At 24.6% G+C, this 25735-nt stretch carries 21 protein-coding genes; 4 read left to right on the top strand and 17 right to left on the bottom strand.

What is annotated here, in order from left to right; all coding sequences use genetic code 4:
* Positions 1-5 precede the first annotated feature (5 nt).
* From ACQH26_RS01285 to parE, 7 genes are all read right to left on the bottom strand, one after another.
* Positions 6-494 carry an IS630 family transposase gene (locus ACQH26_RS01285; protein WP_425382609.1) on the bottom strand — a complete coding sequence of 163 codons (489 nt, stop codon included), beginning with the start codon at positions 492-494 and terminating at the stop codon, positions 6-8.
* Positions 495-534: 40 nt separating this feature from the next.
* Complete coding sequence (locus ACQH26_RS01280) at positions 535-894, bottom strand: helix-turn-helix domain-containing protein (RefSeq protein ID WP_425381863.1); 360 nt, start codon at positions 892-894, stop codon at positions 535-537.
* Between the two features lie 219 nt (positions 895-1113).
* A complete protein-coding gene (locus ACQH26_RS01275; protein WP_425382608.1) occupies positions 1114-1941 on the bottom strand; it encodes a formate/nitrite transporter family protein in 828 nt (275 codons plus the stop codon).
* Positions 1942-1961: 20 nt separating this feature from the next.
* Positions 1962-2912: an L-lactate dehydrogenase gene (locus ACQH26_RS01270; RefSeq protein WP_425382607.1), complete on the bottom strand. Its 951-nt coding sequence runs from the start codon at positions 2910-2912 to the stop codon at positions 1962-1964.
* Between the two features lie 250 nt (positions 2913-3162).
* Positions 3163-4602, bottom strand: coding sequence for an NADP-dependent glyceraldehyde-3-phosphate dehydrogenase (locus tag ACQH26_RS01265; RefSeq protein WP_425382606.1), 1440 nt, complete (start codon positions 4600-4602; stop codon positions 3163-3165).
* A gap of 158 nt (positions 4603-4760) precedes the next feature.
* Complete coding sequence (gene parC / locus ACQH26_RS01260) at positions 4761-7274, bottom strand: DNA topoisomerase IV subunit A (RefSeq protein WP_425382605.1); 2514 nt, start codon at positions 7272-7274, stop codon at positions 4761-4763.
* Between the two features lie 21 nt (positions 7275-7295).
* Complete coding sequence (gene parE, locus ACQH26_RS01255) at positions 7296-9218, bottom strand: DNA topoisomerase IV subunit B (RefSeq protein ID WP_425382604.1); 1923 nt, start codon at positions 9216-9218, stop codon at positions 7296-7298.
* 358 nt (positions 9219-9576) lie between these two features.
* Here parE and ACQH26_RS01250 point away from each other — a divergent pair, with 358 nt between their 5' ends.
* On the top strand, positions 9577-10740 hold the full coding sequence (locus ACQH26_RS01250; RefSeq protein ID WP_425382603.1) for an ankyrin repeat domain-containing protein: 1164 nt from the start codon (positions 9577-9579) through the stop codon (positions 10738-10740).
* Positions 10741-10836: 96 nt separating this feature from the next.
* Here the strand turns inward: ACQH26_RS01250 and uvrC are convergent, their stop codons facing one another.
* The 3 genes from uvrC to ACQH26_RS01235 form a co-directional block, all read right to left on the bottom strand.
* Entirely contained in the window at positions 10837-12630 is a 1794-nt protein-coding gene (uvrC, locus tag ACQH26_RS01245; RefSeq protein ID WP_425382602.1) for an excinuclease ABC subunit UvrC, read from the bottom strand.
* Between the two features lie 80 nt (positions 12631-12710).
* Positions 12711-13796: a hypothetical protein gene (locus tag ACQH26_RS01240; RefSeq protein WP_425382601.1), complete on the bottom strand. Its 1086-nt coding sequence runs from the start codon at positions 13794-13796 to the stop codon at positions 12711-12713.
* 93 nt (positions 13797-13889) lie between these two features.
* Positions 13890-14591 carry an IS630 family transposase gene (locus ACQH26_RS01235; protein ID WP_425382600.1) on the bottom strand — a complete coding sequence of 234 codons (702 nt, stop codon included), beginning with the start codon at positions 14589-14591 and terminating at the stop codon, positions 13890-13892.
* A gap of 196 nt (positions 14592-14787) precedes the next feature.
* On the opposite strand from ACQH26_RS01235, the gene ACQH26_RS01230 reads away from it, so the two are divergent.
* Positions 14788-15303 carry a helix-turn-helix domain-containing protein gene (locus ACQH26_RS01230; RefSeq protein WP_425382599.1) on the top strand — a complete coding sequence of 172 codons (516 nt, stop codon included), beginning with the start codon at positions 14788-14790 and terminating at the stop codon, positions 15301-15303.
* Positions 15304-16055: 752 nt separating this feature from the next.
* Here the strand turns inward: ACQH26_RS01230 and ACQH26_RS01225 are convergent.
* The gene (locus ACQH26_RS01225) at positions 16056-16328 is read right to left on the bottom strand and encodes a hypothetical protein (RefSeq protein WP_425382598.1); all 273 of its coding nucleotides are present in this window, start codon (positions 16326-16328) and stop codon (positions 16056-16058) included.
* Positions 16329-16451: 123 nt separating this feature from the next.
* Between ACQH26_RS01225 and ACQH26_RS01220 the strand changes: the two genes are divergently transcribed.
* Positions 16452-17572 (top strand): IS3 family transposase gene (locus ACQH26_RS01220; RefSeq protein ID WP_425382597.1). Its coding sequence is split into 2 segments (ribosomal slippage): positions 16452-16695 and positions 16695-17572, totalling 1122 coding nucleotides; the frame shifts between segments, so codons are not numbered across the junction.
* A 204-nt stretch (positions 17573-17776) separates the two neighbouring features.
* Here ACQH26_RS01220 and ACQH26_RS01215 read toward each other — a convergent pair.
* Both ACQH26_RS01215 and ACQH26_RS01210 read right to left on the bottom strand, forming a co-directional pair.
* The gene (locus tag ACQH26_RS01215; RefSeq protein ID WP_425382596.1) at positions 17777-18775 is read right to left on the bottom strand and encodes a hypothetical protein; all 999 of its coding nucleotides are present in this window, start codon (positions 18773-18775) and stop codon (positions 17777-17779) included.
* Positions 18776-19080: 305 nt separating this feature from the next.
* Positions 19081-19434 carry a hypothetical protein gene (locus tag ACQH26_RS01210; protein ID WP_425382595.1) on the bottom strand — a complete coding sequence of 118 codons (354 nt, stop codon included), beginning with the start codon at positions 19432-19434 and terminating at the stop codon, positions 19081-19083.
* A 200-nt stretch (positions 19435-19634) separates the two neighbouring features.
* Between ACQH26_RS01210 and ACQH26_RS01205 the strand changes: the two genes are divergently transcribed.
* Positions 19635-19991, top strand: coding sequence for a hypothetical protein (locus ACQH26_RS01205; RefSeq protein WP_425382594.1), 357 nt, complete (start codon positions 19635-19637; stop codon positions 19989-19991).
* A 26-nt stretch (positions 19992-20017) separates the two neighbouring features.
* On the opposite strand, the gene ACQH26_RS01200 is transcribed toward ACQH26_RS01205, so the two are convergent.
* From ACQH26_RS01200 to ACQH26_RS01185, 4 genes are all read right to left on the bottom strand, one after another.
* Entirely contained in the window at positions 20018-20761 is a 744-nt protein-coding gene (locus ACQH26_RS01200; protein WP_425382593.1) for an IS3 family transposase, read from the bottom strand.
* Positions 20674-21939 (bottom strand): IS256 family transposase, encoded by a 1266-nt coding sequence (locus tag ACQH26_RS01195; RefSeq protein ID WP_425383058.1) that lies wholly within the window; start codon positions 21937-21939, stop codon positions 20674-20676. The genes ACQH26_RS01200 and ACQH26_RS01195 overlap by 88 nt, the downstream gene beginning before the upstream one ends.
* A 151-nt stretch (positions 21940-22090) precedes the next feature.
* Entirely contained in the window at positions 22091-23332 is a 1242-nt protein-coding gene (locus tag ACQH26_RS01190) for a DEAD/DEAH box helicase (protein ID WP_425382592.1), read from the bottom strand.
* Positions 23333-23790: 458 nt separating this feature from the next.
* Positions 23791-25335 carry a hypothetical protein gene (locus ACQH26_RS01185; RefSeq protein WP_425382591.1) on the bottom strand — a complete coding sequence of 515 codons (1545 nt, stop codon included), beginning with the start codon at positions 25333-25335 and terminating at the stop codon, positions 23791-23793.
* Positions 25336-25735: the final 400 nt, after the last annotated feature.

The following is a 25735-nucleotide window of genomic DNA, read 5'->3' as shown; positions in this document are numbered from 1 at the left end:
TATAGCTAACTAAAGTAATGTTTATTCATATCTTCAAAAACAAAATCAATCGCTTTTTTAATATTTGGTCAATAATTTGGTAATATTTTTCTTATATTATGTTTTATAGCAAATCAAAAATGTTCAATTGGATTTAAATTAGGAGAATATGGCGGAAGAAATAATAGTTTGCATCCAGCATTTTCAATTAATTGTTGTGTTAATTTAGATTTATGAAACGTTGCATTATCTAAAACTATAATTTGTCCACGCTTTAATACTGGAATTAGTTTATTTTTAACATATGATTCAAAAATTTTACTATTGCAATGTCCTTCAAATGCTCATAAGGCTTTTAATTTACCTTTATTTAGTGAACCAATTATACTCATTCTCTTTATTTTATATGCGGGTTTATTATCAAATAATCTTTTACCTTTTTCAGATCAACCATATTTATAAAATTCATTATCATCAATTCCAGATTCATCAATATATACTAAATCTTCATTCATTATTTTAGCTATTTCTTTTAAAAAATCTTCTTGTTTATTTTTATCTCTTTGTTCATATAGAAAAGTTTTTTTTATATGTATAATTTAGTTTTTTAAAATAGTTATAAACTGTTTCTTTAGTCATATTTCCAAATTTATCAATTACTTTTTGAACTGTAACATCTTTATTTTCTGCTAAATAATTTTTTAATTCATCTAAATCCTTTATTTTGTGGCTATGTCCTTTTTGATAATTCAAAATTGGTTTTATATGCCCAGTTTCTTTTTTTCTTTTTCTTCATAAAAATAAAGTCTTTCTAGTGATATTGAACACTTTACAAATTTCTTTAATTTTCATATTTTTACTTTCATAAGCTTCTATTACTTTTCTTCGTAAGTCTTCACTGTATGGTTTTGGCATAATTTAATCTTCCTAATCTATTTTAATTATTGCCGAATTGTACTTTTAAATTCAAAAACTGTTTAAATTACATATTATTATTTTACATTATTTATGAGTAAATATTACTTTAGTTAGCTATAACTTCTATTTACAATTAATTTATTTTCATAAAATTAATAAATCCATTACTTAAAACTAAAGTAATGGATTAATTTTTATATTAAACTAATAATATATTTATAATGTTATTTTTGGTAATTCTTTTCTAAAGATTAAATAATACATACCGGGTAATAAAATACCACCACCAATAAAATTACCAAATAAAGTTGGAAGTTGTACTTGATAACCAAATTGTAAAAAGTCATTAAATCCACTATGAATTCCATAAATATTAAACAAAGGACCTAATCCTCAAACATAAGCATTTGCTACAACGTGAGAAAAACCAGATAAGGCAAAAACCATAATTACTAATCCTATTAATAAAAATTTAGCAGTAGATGAACGAGTGGCATGAGAAATATAAACACTTCCTGCTACTAAAAAATTACATAATATCCCACTAAAAAAGGCTTTTCATCAAGACATTACTAATTTATGATTAAAAATACTAACAGCATTATCCAAAAAAGCTTGATTATCAAAAAATCCTGCTCATCATGTAAATAATGAAAGAATAAAACAACCTATAAAATTACCAATTAATACTACTAGTAAATTAATTAACATTCTTGTTAACTTAACTTGTTTTTTTATTAATGGCATAAATATCATGGAATTAGAAGTAAAAAGTTCACCGCCCATAAAGACAATCATAGTAATTGCTAAAGTAAAAATAAAACCAAATGTTAAATTTTTAATACCATTATCACTTAATCCTCTACTACCAAAAATAGCCGTAATATAAGCAATACCAACAAAAAGTCCGGCCGCAATACCCATTAAAAAAGTTTTTAATAACGGACTTTCTGCTTTCTTTAATGCATAGTTATAAACAGCAATATAAGTTTCAATACTTGTTAATGTTTCTTCATTATTGATATTTTCTACAGTTGTATTCACTAATAAACTACTCCTATCTTTTATTTAATAGCAGCAAAAGCTGTTTCTAAAGTTTCTTTAATAATTGCACAAGATTTATCAAATGCCGTTTGCTCTTCTTTCGTTAATGGTAACTGAACTACTCTTTTTCAACCTTTTTCGTAAAGTATTGTTGGTACACCAATATAAAAACCTTGCTGTCCATATTCTCCTTGTAAATAAGCATCTGCTACTAAAACGTGATTTTGTCCTTCAAGGATATTTCTTACTAATAATGCCAATGCTGCACCAATACCATAAAAAGTTGCACGTTTTAATTTAATAATTTTATAAGCTCTTTGTGCTACTTCTTTTCTTAATTCTTCTAAATCTTTTTCTTTAATTCTACCTTCAGTAATTTGTTGATAAATAGTTTTATTACCTACCGAAACCGAACTTCAAGGAATCATTGAAGAATCACCATGTTCACCAATTACATAAGCAGCAACTGACTTTGGATTAACTGCAATTTTTTCTCCAATTAAATATTGTAAACGTAAGGTATCTAAAATTGTACCAGAACCTAATACTTGATGATAATCAAATTGTGTAATTTTTTGATAAACAGTTGTCATAATATTAACAGGATTAGATGCAATAATAGTAACACCTTTAAATCCTGATTTTTTAATTTCTAAAGCAATGCTCTTCATAATTTTGGCATTATCTGCTACCATATTTAATCTTGTTTCACCATCTTTTTGTGGTCTTCCGGCAGTAATAACAATAATATCAGCATCTTTACAATCGCTGTAATTTCCAGCCTTAATTGAAATAAAAGGATGATCTAAAGCTGCTTGACAATCAGCAAAATCAATTGCATTACCTTCAGCTATACCTTCAAAAGCATCAATTAATACATATTCTTGGGCTAAACCTTGATTAATGGCACTGTAAATAAAACTACTACCAACAGCTCCACATCCAACAAGGACAATTTTTCGTTTTGCCATATTTACTTACCTCCATATTTTTTGCATTTCATGTAACAGTACTTTATCCTCGGCACTATTTTAATAACTTACTTTTTAAAATAAAAGTTACAATGATATGTAATATTTTTATTATGCTTTTTATATAAGAATGTTAAAAAAATAAAAATCTAATTAACAAGGACAAAAATTTATTACATTTTTATCTTACCACTATTTTAATAAAAAAATAAAACTTATTTTTTTATTAAAATAAGTTTTATTTTTTCTTTTAAATTTTTGTTTTTCAATTAATAACAATCCCTTTTGGTCTAGTAAAAGCAAGTAACGAAGGACGAATACCTTGTACGCCAAGACCCGAATCCTTAACACCAACAAAAGAAAAGTGATCGGGACCACGTTGTGACTGATCGTTAATATTAACACTTCCAACTTCTAATAATTTAGCAATACTCATTGCACTATTAATATTAGTAGTAAAAACAGAAGCTTGTAAACCATATTGTGAATCATTTGCAATATTAATTGCTTCTTTTACTTCATCAAAAATAATAATTGGCAACAACGGTGCAAAAGGTTCTTCTCATGCTAAATTCATTTTTGTTGTTACGTCAGTAATAATAGTTGGTCACATTAAATTTTCTTTAAATTTATTACCAATTAAACAATTGGCTCCTTTATCTAAAGCATCTTTAATTAATTTTTTAGCATTATCAACTGTTGGTTGATCAATAACAGGAGTAATATCACAATCATCTGTGGGCAAACCAACAGTTAATTTTTCAACTTTTTCTTTTAAAATTGGAATTAATTTGCTACTAATTGTTCTTTGTACTAACACTCTTTTAATAGCAGTACAGCGTTGTCCTGAATAACTAAATGCACCTTTAATGATTTTGGTTGCTGTATCTTCAAGATCAGCATCATTAAGCACTATTGCTGGATCTTTACCTCCTAATTCTAAAATTAAATCAGTTTTTAAAGATTTCTGTGAAATACGATTACCAACAACAGCACTACCAGTAAAAGAAATAACATTAATTGCTTCATTTTCAACTAAACTATCACCAATTTCACTACCTTTACCACTTATAGCATTAAAAACACCATTAGGAATATTAGTCTCTTTAGCTAATTTAGCTAAGTGTAATCCCACTAATGATCCTTGTGTTGCAGGTTTAAAAACAACACTATTACCAGTCACAAGTGCTGGAAATATTTTAGAGACTGATAAATTTATCGGATAATTAAAGGGGGAAATAGCAAGAACAATTCCTTTTGGTACGTATTCAAAAACAGCTAATTTGTTCATACTTCCTCAACTATCACCTGTATAAGATTCAGGATGAAGACGTAATGCTTCTTGTAAAGTATATTCAATATATTCAACTGTTCTATCAATTTCACTGCAAGCCGCTTTTGTGCCTTTAGCAATTTCATTGGTCATTAATTCAGCAAGTATTAATTTATCGCGAATAATTAATTGTTTTCAAGAATTTAAAAAAGAAATTCTTTTTAAAATAGGCATTTGTTCTCAATTTTTTTGAGCAAATTTTGCAGATTCATATACTTTTTTAATTTCAACTTTAGTTAAGGCAGGAACTTGGCCTGCTATTTTATTAGTAGTGGGGTTGATAACTGATATTCAATTACCATTTTCATACAACTCACCATTAATTAGAGATTGATATTTAATAATATTATTTGTCATCTATACTTCCTCCTTAAATCACTACCATAATAATTATAGCATTGATATAAGTCCTATCCTATTCACTCTTAACTAAAATTATTATTTAAATTTATATTATGAAAATCAAAAAAAACTAATTCTTTAAAAAGTTCATAATTTTCAATAAAAAAGTTTTTTTAAATACCATTGTTGCTTTCTTTTGTATCAAAATTTTCTGATATTGATGATATATCAGCATCAATAACATCAGTTTTTAAATCAATCACTAAATTACTACCACCAGCAATAATATCATTAGCAACCACTTTGCCAGTTCCTTCATTTACCCTGCTAAGATTAATGTCACTTGCTTTAATCACTAATCATTTTTCTTTTTTCGTTAATATATTAATAAAAGATGTTGCTGGTGATAAAAAAGTTTTAATAATACTAATACTTTTACTTTTAGGAACTTTTATTACTTTATTACCTTTTGTTGTTCGTGAAGTTTGTTCAATAGTATTGAATAACATTCGTTTAATTGTTCCAACTGATGTTAACATTGCATAAGTATCATTACTATTACCACAAGCCATTCCTACCACTTCATCTTCTTCAGAATTAATTTTCAAAGCTTTAACACCTGTTGCAGTTTTAGTTAATAATGGAACTTTCGTTTCTAAATATTTTAAAGTCATACCCTTGCGAGTACTAATAACGATAAAATCATGACCGGTAGTACTATTAACACTAATAACACTATCGTTCTCTTTTAACTTAACATATTTGGCGGTTTTATTAAATCTGGTAGTTGCTAACTCTAAAAGTGGCATTCTTTTAATTAAACCATATCTAGTAGCGACTACTATATTTACATTTGGCTGTTCAAAACTATTAACTTGCGCAACACTAATAATTTTTTCATTTCCTTCAAGTTTACATAACGTATTAACATGAATACCATTATCCTTCCATTTATTTTCTTCTAATTTAAAAATTGGTATTAAAAAATAATTACCTTTATTTGTAAAAAATAATAAATTATTAAAATTATTGAACATTGCTCCACCAATAATAACATCATTTGGCTTACGTCCAAAATCTTGATTATCAAGATTTTGTAAAAATACTTTACTACTTATTACCTTAATTCAACCATCATAACTAATACTAACAAATACATTTTCTTGTCGCAATGTTGCTTTTTCATCAATTGTAATTTCAGAAATTTCACCTTGAATTTGTGATTTTCTTAATCCAGAAAAATGAGAATTAATTTGTTCTAACTCAGTAATAATAACTTGACGTAGTGAATTTTCATTATTAAGAATTTCTTGTAAAACAATAATTTTACTTTCAATATCTGCTTTTTCTAAAACTAATGATTGAATATCAGTAGCAGTTAAACGATATAAACGCAATTGTACAATTGCTTCTGCTTGAATATCAGTAAAATTAAAAGCTGATATTAAATTTAATTTTGCTTGCATACGGTCAGTTGATGTTCTAATAATTTTAATTACTTTATCAACTTCACTTAATGCAATAACTAAACCATTAACAATCTCTAATCTTCGTTCTAATTGTGCTAAGTCATATTGTGAACGCTTAGTAACAACATCAATTTGATGATTAATATAAAAATCTAACATATTAATTAAACTCATTTGTACTGGTTTTTTGTTAGCAATTGCTACTAAATTAAAGTTATAATAAATTTGTAAATTGGTATTTTTAAATAAATAATTTAAAATTTCTTGCGGTTTACTATCTTCTACTAAATCAATAACTATTCGTAAACCAAAACGATCCGTTTCATCACGTACCTCTTTAATACCATGAATTTTTGCTAATGTTTTAACATCATCAATTTTTTTAATTAAATCTTGTTTAATAACTTCAAATGGAATTTCGGTAATAATTATTTGTGGAATTTCACCTTCATTATTAATATGAGTTTTGGCACGAATTGCAATTCGCCCTTTACCAGAACGATAAGCTTCTTTAATACCTTTAATACCTTGAATAATTCCTCCGGTTGGAAAGTCAGGACCCTTAATAACACGCATTAATTCGCTTAAATTACATTGTGGATTATTAATTCTCATGACAATTGCATTAATTACTTCTTGTAAATTATGAGGTGGAATATTAGTTGCCATTCCAACAGCAATTCCAGAAGCACCATTTACTAATAAATTTGGAAAATAGGCAGGTAAAACTGTTGGTTCTGTTTCTGATTCATCAAAATTTTTAATTAAAGTAACAGTATTTTTCTTAATATCCTTCAATAATAATTCTGAAATTAATGATAAACGTGCTTCTGTATATCGCATCGCAGCAGGATTATCACCATCAATTGAACCTTTATTACCATGCATTTGTACTAATGGTCATGCTACCTTTCACTCTTGTGCCATTCTACACATAGCAGCATAAACCGCTGTATCACCATGAGGATGATATTTACCAATTACTTCTCCAACAACACGAGCTGCTTTTTTATATCCTTTATCATTGGTTAAACCCAAATCATTCATAGCATGCAAAATTCGACGTTGAACTGGTTTCAAACCATCACGGATATCGGGCAATGCTCGTTCTAAAATAATATATTTGGCATATCGACCAAAACGTTCTGCAACAATATCATCAATAGGATAAGATAAAATTTGTTCATTATTTTGTTGAATCTCTTCTTTACTATTCATAACTTATAAACTCCTTTTTTCTTAATAATCACTAGCTTCAAAAGAAATATTTTCTTCAATTCATTTTCGTCTTTTTTCTGGTTTATCACCCATTAATATTTGAATTTCTGTTTCTGCTGATAGAGCATCCTCAATAGTAATTTTAATTAATTGACGGACGTTTGGGTCCATAGTTGTTTCTCATAATTGTTCAGCATTCATTTCTCCTAAACCTTTATAACGTTGCAGGTCATATTTACCTTTAATTGTTTCAACTTTATCTTTTAATTCTAACTCATTTCAAACATATACATGTTTCTCTTGCTCTTCTTCTTTAAAAGAAATTTTAAATAAAGGCGGTAATGCAATATAAATATTACCCGAAGTAATTAAATCTCGCATATAACGATAGAAAAAAGTTAGTAATAAAATTTGAATATGGGCACCATCAGTATCGGCATCAGTCATAATAATGACTTTATTATAATTACAATTTTCAATACTAAATTCGTTACCAACACCAGCACCAATTGCATTAATAATCATACTAATTTCCTCATTATTAAAAAGATCAATTACTTTAGTTTTTTCGGCATTAATTACTTTTCCTTTTAATGGTAATATCGCTTGGAACTTACGATCACGACCTGACTTGGCACTGCCACCAGCGGAATCTCCTTCCACTAAAAATAATTCATTAATTTTAGGATTTTTACTTTGTGCAGGCACCAATTTACCTACTAAAAATTTTTGCGTATCTTTACTTTTATTACGCAATGATTCACGTTCTTTTCTTAAAGCATTACGAATATCACGAGCCTTAATGGCTTTATCAATAATTTTTTTAGCAGCATCACTATTTTCGTGAAGTCAAAATGAAAATCTTTCATTAACAATATTATCAACAACAATTCTTGCTTCGGGCGTTCCTAATTTACCTTTTGTTTGACCTTCATATTGAATTAAATTTTCAGGAATACGCAACGAAACAATAGCAACCAAACCTTCTCGCAAATCATTACCTTCTAAATTTTTATCTTTTGCTTTTAATAATTCTTGTTTTCTTGCATATTCATTAATAGCTTTCGTTAAACCACTTTTAAAACCAACTAAATGACTTCCACCATCAACAGTTTTAACATTATTGGCAAACCCTACTAACGTTTCACTATAATCTTCCGTATATTGTAATACAATTTCAACGTCAATATTATTTTGTTTACCTTTTAAACTAACAATTGGTGATAAATTTTTTTTATCTTTATTTAAATATTGCATAAAAGCAACTAAGCCATTTTCATAATGAAAAGTTTCTTCAGTACCTGTCCTCTTATCAATTAATTGAATACTTAAATCATTAATTAAAAAAGCACTTTCACGTAAATGTTGTTCAAATAAATGAACATTTCAATCACAACCTATAAAAACACGATGAAAATCAGGTAAAAATTGTACCCTAGTTCCTGTTTTATAAGTGCTACCAATCATTTTTAAACTTTGATCAATCTTACCACCATTTTTAAATTTAATTTCATGAATTTTTTTATCACGATGAATAGTAACAATCATTCAATTACTTAAAGCATTTACTACTGAAGCACCAACACCATGTAAACCACCCGAGGTTTTATAACTATTAGTGTCAAATTTTCCACCAGCATGTAAAACCGTATAAATAACTTCGGGAGTACTTTTTTTTGAAGCATGCATACCAGTTGGAACACCACGACCATTGTCTTCAACAGTAACTGACTTATCAACATTAATAGTAACAACAATACTAGTACAAAAGCCAGCTAATGCTTCATCAATACCATTATCAACAATTTCTCAAACTAGATGATGAAGACCACGATTATCAGTAGAACCAATATACATTCCAGGTCTTTTTCTAACTGCTTCTAGACCTTCTAAAATTTGAATTGATGATTCATTATAAACACTGCTTTTTGGTTTATTTGCCATGAAAAAAACTCCTTACTACAATTTATTTCATTTTCATTTTATCATATATTTATTTATTTAAAGACAATGTCGATAAAAAGAACTAAATCAATTTTATAATTTAAAGTTAAAGGTTTCTATACAAAATTTAATATAATACATTTAAAATAAATATTTATCTAATAATTTTTAATTATTAATAAAACAGTTATAAAAATAAATATAAAAAAACTATTAACTTTTAATTAATTTAAAAGTTAATATTTGAATCATAAAAAAAATAAATATAATAATCTTATAAAGATTATAGAATTTTATCGCTTCCTTATTTTAATGTTTACAAAGTAAATGGGTTTTTATTGTTAAAGGAGTAAAAAAAATGAATGACGATTTAAATGAAAAATTAATAAATAGTGCTTGAAATGGTGATTTAGATACAATTAATATTTTACTGACAAATAATGGTGCTGATGTTAATTATTTAACTATAAATAATTTTAGTGCTTTAACACTAGCCGCCTGAAATGGACACTTAAATATCGTTAAAACTTTACTAGAAAATGATGCTAATATCAATCATGATAATATATTTGGTAATACTGCTTTATTATTAGCTGCTGAAAATAATCATATTGAAATAGTTAATACACTAATAGAAAATAACGCTAATATTAATCATGAAAATAATGGTAATGAAACCGCTTTAATTGTTGCTGCTAAAAATGGTTTTTTAAAAATTGTTAATAGTTTAATAGAAAATAACGCTAATCTTAATTATGCAAATCAAAATGGTAATACAGCTTTAATGATGGCCAATAAAAATAACCATATAAAAATAGTAAGAATAATCGAGCAACTAAATCAACTAAAAGCAGAAAATTTAATAAATGCTAAAGAAATGATACTAAACATTAATAATGTTTTAAATGAACAACTAAAAAAAACTAATGAAAAAAAAGATAAAAAAAATGATAATGAAATTTGAAAAAATAATCAAGAAGAAATTATTGAAATAATTGATAACTATAAACATAATTTAAATCAAAAACTTAAAAATATTAATTCAGAACTTAATAATCATTCTCTAAAAAAAGATTTTATTAATATTCTAAAGTTTGGAAAAGAAAATTATTCATTATTACATATAGGAGTATTAAATGATTGACAAAAATTAGTAACTTATTTAATAAATGAATGACCAGTTGATATTGATTATCAAGATAATTCGGAAAATTCAGCATGAAATCATGCTTGTATGTTATTACAACCAAAAAATACTTTGACTATTAAAAAAGAACATCAATTAACTTATAAAAATAAAGTATTTATAAAACAATTAATTCCTTCATCTCCAAATTGAAATCCAATTCAAAAAAAAGAAATTAATAAAAATGCTAGTGAAAATAGAAAAAAAATTATTGACTATTATATGCCAAAAGATAAAAATAGTATTGAGAGTTGAGAACATATTAGTAGTATCGATTTACAAATGCAAAATTCTTTCACAAACGAAAGCAATATGTTAAAATTTTCAATATCTTAAAACATTAAGATATTTTTTATCTAACTTTTGATATTTTTACATTAGTAACTTAGATAAATATATTATTTACGTTATTATTTATTTCTTAATAACATATTATTCAAAACTATGTAATTCTTTTCATAGTTTTTCTAAAATTACTTTTGATTTAACTAATGATGAAAGTTCTGTTTTTGTAGCATTTTGCAATAATTGTCAAGTTGGAAATTGCTGTAATATTTTGTTTTGTAATTGTAAACCAATTCCTGGCACTGATGATAAAACACTACTTATCATTGATTGACTTCGCTTTGCTTTATGATATTTAATTGCATAATTATGAACTTGATCTTGTAATTTACTCAAAAATAAAAAACAAGCATCAGTCTTAGGAATATTAATAATTTGCATTTTATTATTTATAATTTTATCAGTTTGATGTTTTTTATTTTTAACTAATCCAATAATAGGAATTGTTAAGTTTAATAATGTTAGTTGTTCTAATGTAGCACTAATTTGTGGTTTTCCACCATCAACAATAATTAAATCAGGAAGTGGCAATTTATTAATAACTAAATGATGATATCTACGATAAATCATTTCACAAAAACGATGATAATCATCAACAATTTTTGGATCTAATAAAAATTTGCGATAATCATTAAAACTAGGATTACCATTCTTATAAACAATCATACCACCAACACTAGCACTTTGTTGAAGATTAGAAACATCAAAAACCTCTAAATGATTTAAATTAGGAATTTTTAATCATTGTGATAATACTTTCATCATATTTAACGGCGCATTAAACTGATTAGTTTGTAAATAATTATTTCATGCATAGATGGCATTGGTTTTTGCCAATGTTAAAATATGTTCTTTTGTTCCTTTAATTGGATTAATAAATTTTATTTGTGGAAATAATAATTTTAATTGTTTTAAATCAATATTTGATGGTAAATATATTTCATTTGGTAATGTATTTTTACTATATAGTTGTTGACAATAATTACGAATTAAATCTTGAATTTCTAAGTAATTATTTTGAACTATTTGTTCATCTTTAGCTTGCAATTTACCATTACGATAAAATAAAGTAATTAAAACAACCATTTCATCTTCAATTAAAAAATTAATAAAATCGCGATTTCCATAATCTTGAAACTCAACAACTTGTTGTGATAAAAATAAATCTATTTTTGATAACAAAATTTTAATACGATTAGCATTTTCAAATTGTAAGTTTTCAACACTAATATTCATATTATTAATTAATATTTTTTTAACAGCAGTAACATTCCCTTTGAAAAATTGATCAATTTTACTAATCATATCTTCATAATAAGTAATAGGTACTGATTTAAAACAAGCGCCAGAACATTGCTGTAAATGATAATATAAACAAGGTTTACCAAGATTACCAGCACATTTTCGTAATGGAAAAATTCGTTCCAATAACTTTAAAATTTCACGCGCACCAGTACCATCGGGAAATGGTCCATAATAATGTCCCTCTTTTTTAGTAGCACTACGTACATAACGATATTGTGGATCACGATTATTAGTAATTTGAATATAAGGATATTTTTTATCATCTGCTAACAAAATATTATATTTAGGATGATGTTTTTTAATCAATGTTTGTTCTAAAATTAAAGCCTCTTTTTCATTAGATGTCGTAATGTATTCAACATCATGAATATCATTAACTAATAACATTGTTTTAAAATTACTGGCTTTATTTAAATATGAAGTTACTCGTTTTTTTAATGAATTAGTTTTACCAACATAAATTAAATTATTATGTATATCTTTAAATAAATAGCATCCAGCAATATTAGGTAAAAGTTTAATTTTCATTTGTAGTAAAGATTTTTCTGCCATTAGTTCACCTAAATTTATTAACAAATTAAAAGATACTTTGATTTTAACATTAATATAATGTTTTATCTTAAAGTAAACTCTTAATTTTATTCATTATTAATTACTTATGATTCGTTATTAATAATAGTTTCGTTATCATTAAGAATTTCACGATTTAAAATACTATCTTCTAAACTTTTTTTAACTACCAGAGTACCTTTGCTATTACTCATTACATCTTTTTGTTTTTCAGGGTCAATTTTACCAAAAGGAGTTAAATAACTATTTTCATTAAAATAAACAATAGGTGAAGAAGGTTTATTGATAATGTCACTATTATCATTTTGTTTTATTTCATTTTGTTTTATTTCTGCTTTTTTTACTGGTGATATAGGTGGTTCCTTATTTGATTCCTTATTAAAACTATTTTCTTTTCTAAAAGATTTTTTAACTTGTTTATCAATTAATAATTTTTCTTTTTTTAACTTAATATGTTTTTGTTTTAAATCAGCATTTATTTTATTTTTTTGCTTTTTATTTTTATTATTAATAATAATTTGTTTAATAATTTGTTTCATTTTGCTAAAGAAAATAAAAGGTTTATTAAAAATAAATAAACAAGTTAAAGAAAAAATACTAATAAAGTTTGCAATTAAATTAGTAACAAAAAAAACATAATTAAAAATACCTATTAAAACATTACTAATAATGCCACCAGTAGCATATGCTGGAAAAAAGGTTTCAACACTAAAGTCTTTAAAAGAAATTGGTGAAGCAAAAAAACCTAGATAATTATTTATAGCATTTGTATTTCATCATGTTTTAACGTATATTTCACTAATATTTAATAGGTTTAAATTATAATAACTAGTTCATAAATTATTCTTTCCTAAAATTATTAAAGTTAAAGTTTGTGTTGTCCAACAACTAATCACTAAAAATAAAAAAGTAACAAAAATATAATTCAATTTAAATTGCATGCGATAACCAAAAGCTAAAGGAATAATCATTAAAAAAAGAAAGAAATAAACAGCATATTTCATTCATCCAAATAAAAAAGAAAAAAGAAAATCATCAAGTACTTTACCAATTATTGAAAATCTAGTTAAACTAACTATTAGGAAAAAGAAGATTACTAATAAGAAAAAAAGTAACCCAACTTCATCACCACGAGATTGAGATTTTGATATTTTAATGCCATTTTTAATCATAAGAATATCACCTCTTAACAGTCTCCACAAAATAACTTATAAAAATAGTATAACATAATTGATATATGTAATATCTTTCTATAGCTAACTAAATTAATGTTTACTCATATCTTGAAAAACAAAATCAATCGCTTTTTTAATATTTGGTCAATAATTTGGTAATATTTTTCTTATATTATGTTTTATAGCAAATCAAAAATGTTCAATTGGATTTAAATTAGGAGAATATGGCGGAAGAAATAATAGTTTGCATCCAGCATTTTCAATTAATTGTTGTGTTAATTTAGATTTATGAAACGTTGCATTATCTAAAACTATAATTTGTCCACGCTTTAATACTGGAATTAGTTTATTTTTAACATATGATTCAAAAATTTTACTATTGCAATGTCCTTCAAATGCTCATAAGGCTTTTAATTTACCTTTATTTAGTGAACCAATTATACTCATTCTCTTTATTTTATATGCGGGTTTATTATCAAATAATCTTTTACCTTTTTCAGATCAACCATATTTATAAAATTCATTATCATCAATTCCAGATTCATCAATATATACTAAATCTTCATTCATTATTTTAGCTATTTCTTTTAAAAAATCTATTGTGTTTTTTTGATTAAAACCAGGATGTGTTTCAATTTGATTAATTGCTGGTTTTATTTTTATTTTTTTTAAAAAATCTTTCAATTGTGAACTATTAAAATTTGAAACACCAATTGCCCTAACTTTACCATATTTATAAAATTCATTATCATCAATTCCAGATTCATCAATATATACTAAATTTTCATTCATTATTTTAGCTATTTCTTTTAAAAAATCTTCTTGTTTATTTTTATCTCTTTGTTCATATAGAAAAGTTTTTTTTATATAGCTAACTAAAGTAATATTTACTCATAAATAATGTAAAATAATAATATGTAATTTAAACAGTTTTTGAATTTAAAAGTACAATTCAGCAATAATTAAAATAGATTAAGAAGATTAAATTATGCCAAAACCATACAGTGAAGACTTACGAAGAAAAGTAATAGAAGCTTATGAAAGTAAAAATATGAAAATTAAAGAAATTTGTAAAGTGTTCAATATCACTAGAAAGACTTTATTTTTATGAAGAAAAAGAAAAAAAGAAACTGGGCATATAAAACCAATTTTGAATTATCAAAAAGGACATAGCCACAAAATAAAGGATTTAGATGAATTAAAAAATTATTTAGCAGAAAATAAAGATGTTACAGTTCAAAAAGTAATTGATAAATTTGGAAATATGACTAAAGAAACAGTTTATAACTATTTTAAAAAACTAAATTATACATATAAAAAAAACATTACTTTAGTTAGCTATACCATCAGCAAGTCCAACAGTCTGTCCCACAAAATAACTGAATATTTGTTGCGCTTGATATGTAGCAATAGCACCACCGGAAATAAAAAGCAATTGAAATGCAGATTTTGCCATTCAACTAGAACTAATCTCACTAGCTGCATTAAAAAATACTGGTTCTAAATTGAGAAAAAAAGTTAAACTTAAAACTATCCCAATTGTTGAAATAAACCTACCAATAACAAATTCTTTTCACAGATTTACTTTTTGTCATTTAACATTACTTGATGCTGTTGCAAATATTACTGGTGACACCACATAAATCAAAAATAAATCAAAAATTCTTTTAACTAAAGTTAATCCTAAAAGGAAAAATATTGCCATAGTAAATCACGTACCAAAAGCGCCTAAAAACAAATTGTAATGATTTCAATCAGGATAATCTATATCATAGTTTCATCATTGATGATTGTTATTATCAGTAAATCCTAATGAACCAACCATATTAGCTAAGTTTTTACCATCAATCATTTTCGGTAATAAAATATGAATAATTGATACAACAGTAAAATTAATTACTCAAAAAAATAGTGGCACTAAAACTCATAATAAAACTATGATTATAATACGATTAACTAATTCTGACACTGCACTACCAATTTTTTGATGAACCATAGCATGCAATATAACTCCGCCAGCAAACAATACAATTAACATAATCGCTATTGCTAAAAAAATCAAAAATTGTGGAGGCATATTTAAAAAATGACCATTAGTTCCAAAAATTTTATCAACAATTTTTTGTCCTGACAAATAAGTTATTGCATCACCAAGACCATTCACTATAAATAAGGGTCCTCGAACAAAAATATCATAAAGTAATTTTCATATGGCATGACCAATGCCAAAAGTATCTAAAAACATGAATTTCATGACTATAATATCCCTAACATTCTTGCAAAAATAATATGAGCTATTCCAGAAGCAATTAAAACTCCACCACAAGCAATAACACTTGTAACCATATGTCTTAAATAATCACCTTTATTTTCAGGATCATTATGAATTTTTCAAGAATACTTAATAATAGAAAATGCTAAAGCAAATCCTGCAATGGTATACAAAATTGGTAATAATACATCCATTAAATTGTTTAATAACTGTTGAGTTTGTGGATCAATACTTGATAATAAATTAAATAAAAACATAATTTTTTACTTCCTTTCTTTTTTCATAAACTTTAAAAAGAAAAACGTGGATGGGTTACACTTTATTGGACACTAATTACGTAGACAAGTGAACAAATTAGTTGAAAGAAAGGAACTATAATTATGGCCAATATTAATTCATATACCGATGAATTTAAAAAACAAATAGTAGCTTTATATCAAAGCGGCAAATCAGTATCTTACCTTGCTAAAGAATATAATGTTACAAGAGCAGCTACTTATAATTGAATTAAGCAATTTACTAATTCAGGTAGTTTTAAAGCTAAAGATAATCGTTCTGTTGAAGAAAATGAATTAATTAAATTAAGAAAAGAATTAAAACAATTACGAATGGAAAATGATATTTTAAAGCAAGCAGCACTAATAATAGGCAGAAAATAGAAATTATTACAAACAATAAGTTTAAATATAAAATTCGCACAATGTGTCATTTTTTAAAAATTTCTAAATCAACATATTATTTTAATTTAAAGAAAAAAGAAAATAAAATTCAAAATAATATTTATGATGAAGCTATTATTAGTGCTTTTAAAGAAAATAAATGTGTTTATGGAACAAGAAAATTAAAAGTAATATTAGAAAACCAAGAAATTTATTTATCAAGACGAAAAATTAAAGAAATTATGAATAAGCATAATTTAATATCAAAATACACTAAATTATCATTCAAAAATCATAATAACAAAGTAAATGATGAAAAAATCACTAATCTTGTGAATAGAAACTTTAATAATAGGCTTAAAAATGAAGTTATTGTCAGTGATTTAACTTATGTTCAAGTTAATGGTAAATGAAACTATATTTGCTTATTAATTGACCTATTTAACCGCGAAATTATTGGACATAGTGTAGGTACTAGAAAAGATGCCTTATTAGTACATCAAGCATTTATGCAATCAAATCGCTGTTTAAAAGATATTCAAATATTTCATAGTGATTGTGGTAATGAATTTAATAATAAAATTATTGATAAACTTTTACTAGCATTCAATATTACTCGCTCTTTAAGCAAAAAAGGTTGTCCTTATGACAATGCTGTTGCTGAAGCAACTTTTAAAACTTTCAAAACTGAATTTATTAATGATAAAAATTTTAGATCATTAATCCAATTAAAATTAGAATTATTTGATTACATCAATTGATACAACAACATAAGAATCCACAGCACTTTAAACTACTTAACTCCAGTTAATTATCAAAAACAAATGTCTACCAAAAAATAGTCCTAAAAAGTGTTGCCATTCCAAACGACATTTTAGGTTACATCTAGAATGTCGTTTGCAAAAAATTATGAAAAAATATATAATTTAAATGCAGGTTTCACGTCTACATGCATAACCTGTCAGCAATAGGGTATCTAGTAAATACGCCTGTTGCATTTTTTTTATTTTTAAGTTTTGTTTTTTATTATATTACTTTTTTAAGTTTTATCAACTTAAACAATCAATTTTGGTTTTATCATAAAGATATAAAATTTTAAAATTTTGGATTATTTGATTATAAAAATTATTTTTTATTTCAAATTTTTTTTCTAAACTAATGTTGTCAGTTATATTTAAAAATTGAATTGTGCAATTTTTATTTTCTTGTATTATCAAACCAATTTTATTATTTACATTAAATATTTTTTCAACATTAACTGACAAATCTAACAAATATTCTAATTTAATATTATATAAATTACTATAATATAATTTAGCTTTTTTACTTTGTAAATTCAAACTATAAAAATATATATTATTATCTATTTCTGCAATTAAACCTACACCATTAGCATTAAAAAAATCATCTCCAATGATTGGTTTGGCTTCAAACTCATCTTTTTTTATAATTAATGCACCATAATTAATAGAATTATAAACTCCAAGATAAATATTTTCATTTTTATCAATAAATATAGAATTAACTATTGAATCATTTGGTAAATTTATTTTTTCAGTATTTTTAGTGTCAATATTATATTTATAAAATCCATCAAAAGTTGTTACATATATATTATTTTTAAAATAAGTAATATTAGTTGTCATATTAGAAACTAAGGGCATAGTTTTTGATTTATTTTTATTATAAAGAATTTGTACCCCACCTGCTGAACCTAAATAAATATTTCCCTTACTGTCAACTGCCATATTAAAAGAACCAACTTTAAAATTTTTATCTTCTCAGTAAATTTCATTCTTTTTTGTACTGATATTACATTTTCAAATCTTCTCTCCAGGTATACCAATATCAGTATTATCAAAAGTTGCATAATATAAATTGCCATTATTATCCTGTGTTTGTGTTTGTAAATTTTTAGTTGATAATATATTTTCATAATTAAATTTAACACCTTGATAATCATTACATGCAACAAGATTAGCTACTGTTACTATAGTAAATCCTAAAATCATAACGACTGACAATAGTTTTCTTAGTATTTTCATAATAATTTTCTCCTTATCTAATCAAACCAATTTTTATTTTTTAAACGTTTAAAAACATTAACTAAAAATATTAATTTGAAATAAAAATCTAATCCAATGATTTCTCTTTCGTTATTATTCATTATATTTCATTTATTTTTATTATCTTGACTAATTTTAGAACCTCCAGCAGTTATTTTAATTAAACTATTACGATATAAATTAATATCATCAATAATGATTTTATTTTCTTAAATTTTTAATATATAAATCATATTTTAATTTTTTAGATTGAAAATCTGAAAAATTAATAATTTCTTTATGCATTATGATTTGTAAATTAAAAAAATAGTTGCTTCAATCTTCTTCATCCAAAAGAAATCTAATTTTTTTTGATTACATTTTTCAAAGTCACGTCTAAGATTTGTATGATAATCATTAATATTTTTACTTGTACCTAATATTGATATTCATTTTTTACCTGATAACATTCTACCATCTTTACTACTAAAAATATCATTATAATTATCTTGATTTATTAACTTTAAATTATTTTTAAATAAATTTTGAACATCAAAAAAAACTTTACTATCATATTTACTTAATTTTGGATAAATATCTCTCTTAGGATTTAACTTTACAAAATTATTAATAATATTTTTTAGTTCTTTTTCTGTCATAATTTAAATCCTTTAAATATCTATATTTATTCTTTTATTTTTGATTTTTTTGATAGTTCATTTAAATAAATCAGTTAATATTCAACAAACAATATAAAATAAAAATCCAATAATAATCGCTAAAATGATAATTATAGGAATAGAAATTATCCATCCAATAATATCAAAAAGATGATGATTAGTAAAAAATCAACCAACTAATGAAAAGAAACCACCAACACCAAGATTTACTCATCAAATGATTATCACAACAAACAGATATAATTTCATATCAAACAGAAAAAGAACTAAAAGCAGAAAGTTATCGAGAAAAAGGATATCCCGACTTGTTAGTTCACTATGAAAATAAAATCATGATTATTGAATTTGAAAGAACTAGAAAAACTAAACAACGAATGAGACAAAAGTTTGATGGAGTAAGACATTACTGTAAAAACGGATACGAAGTTTTATTTCTAGTTCCAAATGAAAGCATGAAAAAATTTGTTGATGAGCAAATCAAAATTTATAACTGAAAACTAACAACTTTCAAAACTCAAATAATCAATTTTGGTTAAAACTGGAATGGCAACACTTTTTAGGACTATTTTTTGGTAGACATTTGTTTTTGATAATTAACTGGAGTTAAGTAGTTTAAAGTGCTGTGGATTCTTATGTTGTTGTATCAATTGATGTAATCAAATAATTCTAATTTTAATTGGATTAATGATCTAAAATTTTTATCATTAATAAATTCAGTTTTGAAAGTTTTAAAAGTTGCTTCAGCAACAGCATTGTCATAAGGACAACCTTTTTTGCTTAAAGAGCGAGTAATATTGAATGCTAGTAAAAGTTTATCAATAATTTTATTATTAAATTCATTACCACAATCACTATGAAATATTTGAATATCTTTTAAACAGCGATTTGATTGCATAAATGCTTGATGTACTAATAAGGCATCTTTTCTAGTACCTACACTATGTCCAATAATTTCGCGGTTAAATAGGTCAATTAATAAGCAAATATAGTTTCATTTACCATTAACTTGAACATAAGTTAAATCACTGACAATAACTTCATTTTTAAGCCTATTATTAAAGTTTCTATTCACAAGATTAGTGATTTTTTCATCATTTACTTTGTTATTATGATTTTTGAATGATAATTTAGTGTATTTTGATATTAAATTATGCTTATTCATAATTTCTTTAATTTTTCGTCTTGATAAATAAATTTCTTGGTTTTCTAATATTACTTTTAATTTTCTTGTTCCATAAACACATTTATTTTCTTTAAAAGCACTAATAATAGCTTCATCATAAAATGAGCAATTGCTGTATTTCAATTTTGAATGGGCATTGTTCATTTTTTTGTTATATTTTCAATTGCTAAGTAAAATATTTTGAAAACTGCCATATCATTAGGAAAAACTTTTTTATTTCTGATAACTTTTCGTAATTGACTATTAACAGATTCAATAGCATTTGTAGTATAAATCACTCTTTTAATTTCTGGTGGATAACTAATAAAAACCATTAAATTATCTCAATTTTTATATCAAGATTTAGTAATTTGCGGATATTGTTTATTTCATTTACTTTCAAATGATTCTAAAGCTTGCATTGCTTGTTCTTCACTACATGCACTATAAATTGGTTTTAAATCTGCAACTAAGGTTTTTCGATGTTTGTATGAAACATATTTTAAACTATTTCTAATTTGATGAACTATGCATAATTGATGTTCAGTTTTAGGATAAACTGCTTGTATTGCTTCTGACATGCCTGTTAAATTATCACTACAAGCAATCAAAATATCATTTAAGCCTCGATTTTTCATTTCTGTAAAATTAGCTAGTCAAAATTTAGAACCTTCATTTTCACTAATTCATAAACCTAAAACATCTTTTTTGCCTTCTAAATCCACTCCTAATGCTATATAAACTGATTTGTTAATAATGCGTTTATCTTGCCGTACTTTAACTACTATACAATCAAAATAAACAATAGAATAAATACTTTCTAATGGTCGATTTTGCCACGCCTTGACATCATCTATCACATCATCAGTAATTTGACTAATAACACTTTCACTAATATCTGCACCATGATATAACTCTTGCAACTGCATTCTAATATCTGATAAAGTCATTCCTTTGGCATATAGTGAAAGAACTTGTTGATCAAAGCCATCAAATCTTCTCTGTCTTTTTGCAACTATTACAGGAGTAAAATAACTATTACGATCTCTTGGTACATTAATTTCAATTTTACCTTGTTGAGTTATTAATTTTTTTGAACTTATACCATTACGAGCATTTTCACTATTACTATGTTGATTTTTTTCATACCCTAAATAATTTTGCATTTCAGAATTTAACATCTTTTCTACTAATCTTTTTGTTAATTCTTTATATAATCCTCCTTCTTTAAATACTGTTATTAAATCTTCAGTATTTTCTAGTAATAAATCTACTGCTTTTGATATTGGATCATTATTATTAATACTTTGTTTTTTAGCCATCTGTAACTCACTCTTTCTAGTCATTTAATTATATTTACTAGAATTAATTAAACATAGTTATTTTTGTAAGTTACACAGATTACTAAACATTACCATATTTAAGAAAAAATCACTTAATAATTAAGTGATTTTTTTATAAAAATGAATAATTTTAATATTTTGGTTTTCTTTTTCATTTTGAATTATTATCAACATTACGTTTAAAATCATTTCTATTGTTATGAGATGAAAAATTTAATTTAGTCGGTACTTTAACAACATTTTTAGGTAAATCTCAACCTGTAGTATCTAGTAAAGTAATTTCGTGATTTTGATAATATTGAATTTCTTGAATTTCATTATATTGAACTCTATTACTTACTAAAGTAATAGCAGTGCCTTGTGCTCCAGCACGAGCTGTTCTACCAATACGATGAGTATAGTATTCATATTCGCGTGGAATATCATAATTAAAAACATAATCAATACCATTAATGTCAATTCCTCTAGCAACAACATCAGTAGCAATTAGTACTTTAACCTTACCATTTTTAAATTGTCTCATTGCTTCCATACGTTCTCTTTGACTTTTATCACCGTTAATAACAGCACATTTAATATTATTTTGTTCTAATAATTGTGCGATTTTGTTAGTAAAAGCTTTTGTATTTGAAAAAACAATACTTAATTGTGGTTGTAATTTTTGATATAAAGCAACTAATGCAGTTTCTTTTGTTATATTACGACAATCAAAATAATATTGTTTAATATTTGCTTGTTGTAATTTTTGACTTTCATCTTCAACACTAATACTAACTGGATTATTTTGATAATCATCAGCAATTTTTAAAACTGGTTTTGACATTGTCGCTGAAAAAAGAACAGTTTGAATATTTTGAGGTGAATTTTCAAATAAGAAATCAATATCTTTTTTAAATCCCATTTTTAACATTTCATCTGCTTCATCTAAAACTAATGTTTTAATTGAATTTAATCTTAAACTACCACGATTAATATGATCAGTAATTCTTCCTGGTGTTCCAACAACTATGTTACTAGTTCTTAAATCATATAATTGATTTCTAATATTAACACCACCGCATAATAAAGCAACATTAACGCCATTTAAAAAATAAGCATATTTTTTTACTTGTTTAGCAACTTGGATTGCTAATTCTCTAGTTGGACAAACAATAATGGCTTGATTACGATATAATTTTATATCTAAATTATGTAATATAGGTAAGACAAAGGCAGCAGTTTTTCCGGTTCCGGTATGACTTTTTCCAATAATATCTTTTTTTTGTAAAGAAACTGGAATTGTCTTCTTTTGAATTGGTGTTGGGGTAGTATAACCTCATTTAGCAATAGCAGCAGTTAATTCTTGTTTTAAATTTAGTTCTGTAAAACTCATATATTTCTCCTTAAAAATAAATTTTGAATAAATTTAGAAAAAATGATAATTATAACCTGAAAAATAACCTCTAAAAGAGGATTATTTTAAAAAAGGATTAGTTTTATTTATTATTTATATATAATATACTTACTTACATTTTAAAGTATTAATTCATCTAATTTTTCTAAAATTAAAAGTTGTCAAATAATTTCATGATATTATTTATTTCTTTGACATCATTAACAACTTTTTTGATATTTTTTTATCAATCATATCTTAAAAGAAAATTGCGAATTAATCAACAACTTAAATATAATACACTATTTTTAATTAAATGTAAAGATAAATTTATAGAAATGAAAATATAAAAATAATAATTAAAATACTATACAAATTTTTAAATTTATTAAAATTAAAAATTTAAATTATATTAGAAACTTTTTATCATAACAAAAAATTTTGAAAAATAATATAAATTATCAAACATCAGTATCTGCTTTTTTAATAATTCAATTATCAAATAAAATATGATTATTTTTATGATTCTTAATCATTCCAGTTAAAAAATTAGTGTTTGCATAACGAATAGTTAAATAATTATAACCATGCATACCACCCGCATTTCTTTTAACTTTAAATGTATTATCATCTACTTTTTCCACACTGGTTCTATCACTTAAAGTTGGATTTTTTGCTCCTTTTCAAAGACCATTTAAAGTAACTGAAATATTACCTTTAATAAGATCTTCGGTTGTAGCTTTAGAACTTATTTTTGAACTAATATAGTCACTAATATCACTTATTGTTTTATTATTTTGAACAAAATTATCAAAATCTCCGGGATTCATATATATTGTTAAATTATTATCAGTAGTGATATCAATACGCCCTTTAGCAAATGCACTTTTTGTATAAAATATTTTACCTAATGATGTTGCTGTTTGCTCTGCTCATTCACCTTGCGTTTGATTAGGGCTAATATTAATAAAATCTAAAGTCATTGGCGTTAATCTTAATCCTGAAATGCTTCAATCACTAATAGTGATTTTTCCAAAAGCATTAATTTTATTTTTACTTTCTTCAGGCACTCCTTGTTTTCCAACAAGTCACTTAGTAATCTCATCTGAAAAAGCTGTTGCTGTTGGTGATAAATAATTTTTCAAAGAATCAATTGCTTCATCAATTGTAGATTTAGTAAGCGCTTCATACATATGATCACCACTAGCATAAACATCATTTTTTTGAAGAACTTCTGATTGAGCATTAATATCAACTTTAGTAATATTAACTTTATTGTTATTAAGTTTTTTAGTAATTAATTCTTTTGCTTTTTGTAATAAACTTTCACTATCAGTAGCGATGTTTTCTATTTGTATCATAAAATCTTTTAATACTTTTGTTACATTACCAGTTGAAGCTTCAATTAAAGCCTTTAAATTAGCGCCAGTATTAGCGTAATTAAAATCAAAAATATTAGATACTTCAATTTCTGTCTTTTTGTTACTTTCATCTTTATAAGATAATTTTAATTTTAAATCTGCAGCAAGTTTATATCACATTGTTATGTCATACGTTGCTGGATCATAATTTTCAATACCAAAATCAGCATTTTCCTTAGTTCAATTGAATTGTTTATTTGTCATTATTGTTTCATTAAAATCAATTTTTAAAATTTCACTAGTAGTTATATTATTAAATAATGGTTTTAAATCAGATGGTTGTAATAAATAATCCTCAATAATAAGATTTGTAATATCTTTTTGAAGCCTAGTTAAAAATATATCTTTTATTTTACTATCAACCAGAGTGTCACTATCTTTAGATAAACTATTTAAATTATTAGTAATATCTTTTCCAGATTCACCAAATTGATCTTCAAAAGTTAAATTCTTATATTCACTAATTAAATTTGCAAGTCCTAAACTAATTTGCTCTTTAGCTTTTTTTAATAATTCTTGTACATCAGCATTTTCCGATACTTCATCATCGGTATCAGAACTATTACCATTTCCACATGCCACTACATTTACTGCTAATGGTGCTGTTAATCCAAAAATTGCTAATAATTTAATATTCCCTTCACTCTAGTACCCTCCTAAAATTTCTTTTAATATCTTTTATTAAAGTTTTAGTATATTGTATAATATTTATAATTAAAATGTTGTGAATATATTAAGTTTAATATTTCAGTAAACGAATAAGTTTATAAAAAATCAAGTTTAATTTAATAATCAAAAAATAAGCATTGTAATCATAATTATTAGATTATCTTTTATATCAAAATTTGTTAAATTTTATTACTTATAATTAAAATGTTTAAATAATATTTCTTTTTTTTATACAGTTTAATAAAAAATAATTTTTCTCTTTCATTAAATTATATTTTATAAACAAAAAAATTGATTATAATTGATAATATGT

The organism is Spiroplasma endosymbiont of Melieria omissa (assembly GCF_964031175.1).
GTDB lineage: Bacteria > Bacillota_I > Bacilli_A > Mycoplasmatales > VBWQ01 > Spiroplasma_E > Spiroplasma_E ixodetis_A.
The sequence above is the reverse complement of the archived record's forward strand: the minus strand, read 5'-3'. Positions and strand labels throughout refer to the sequence as shown.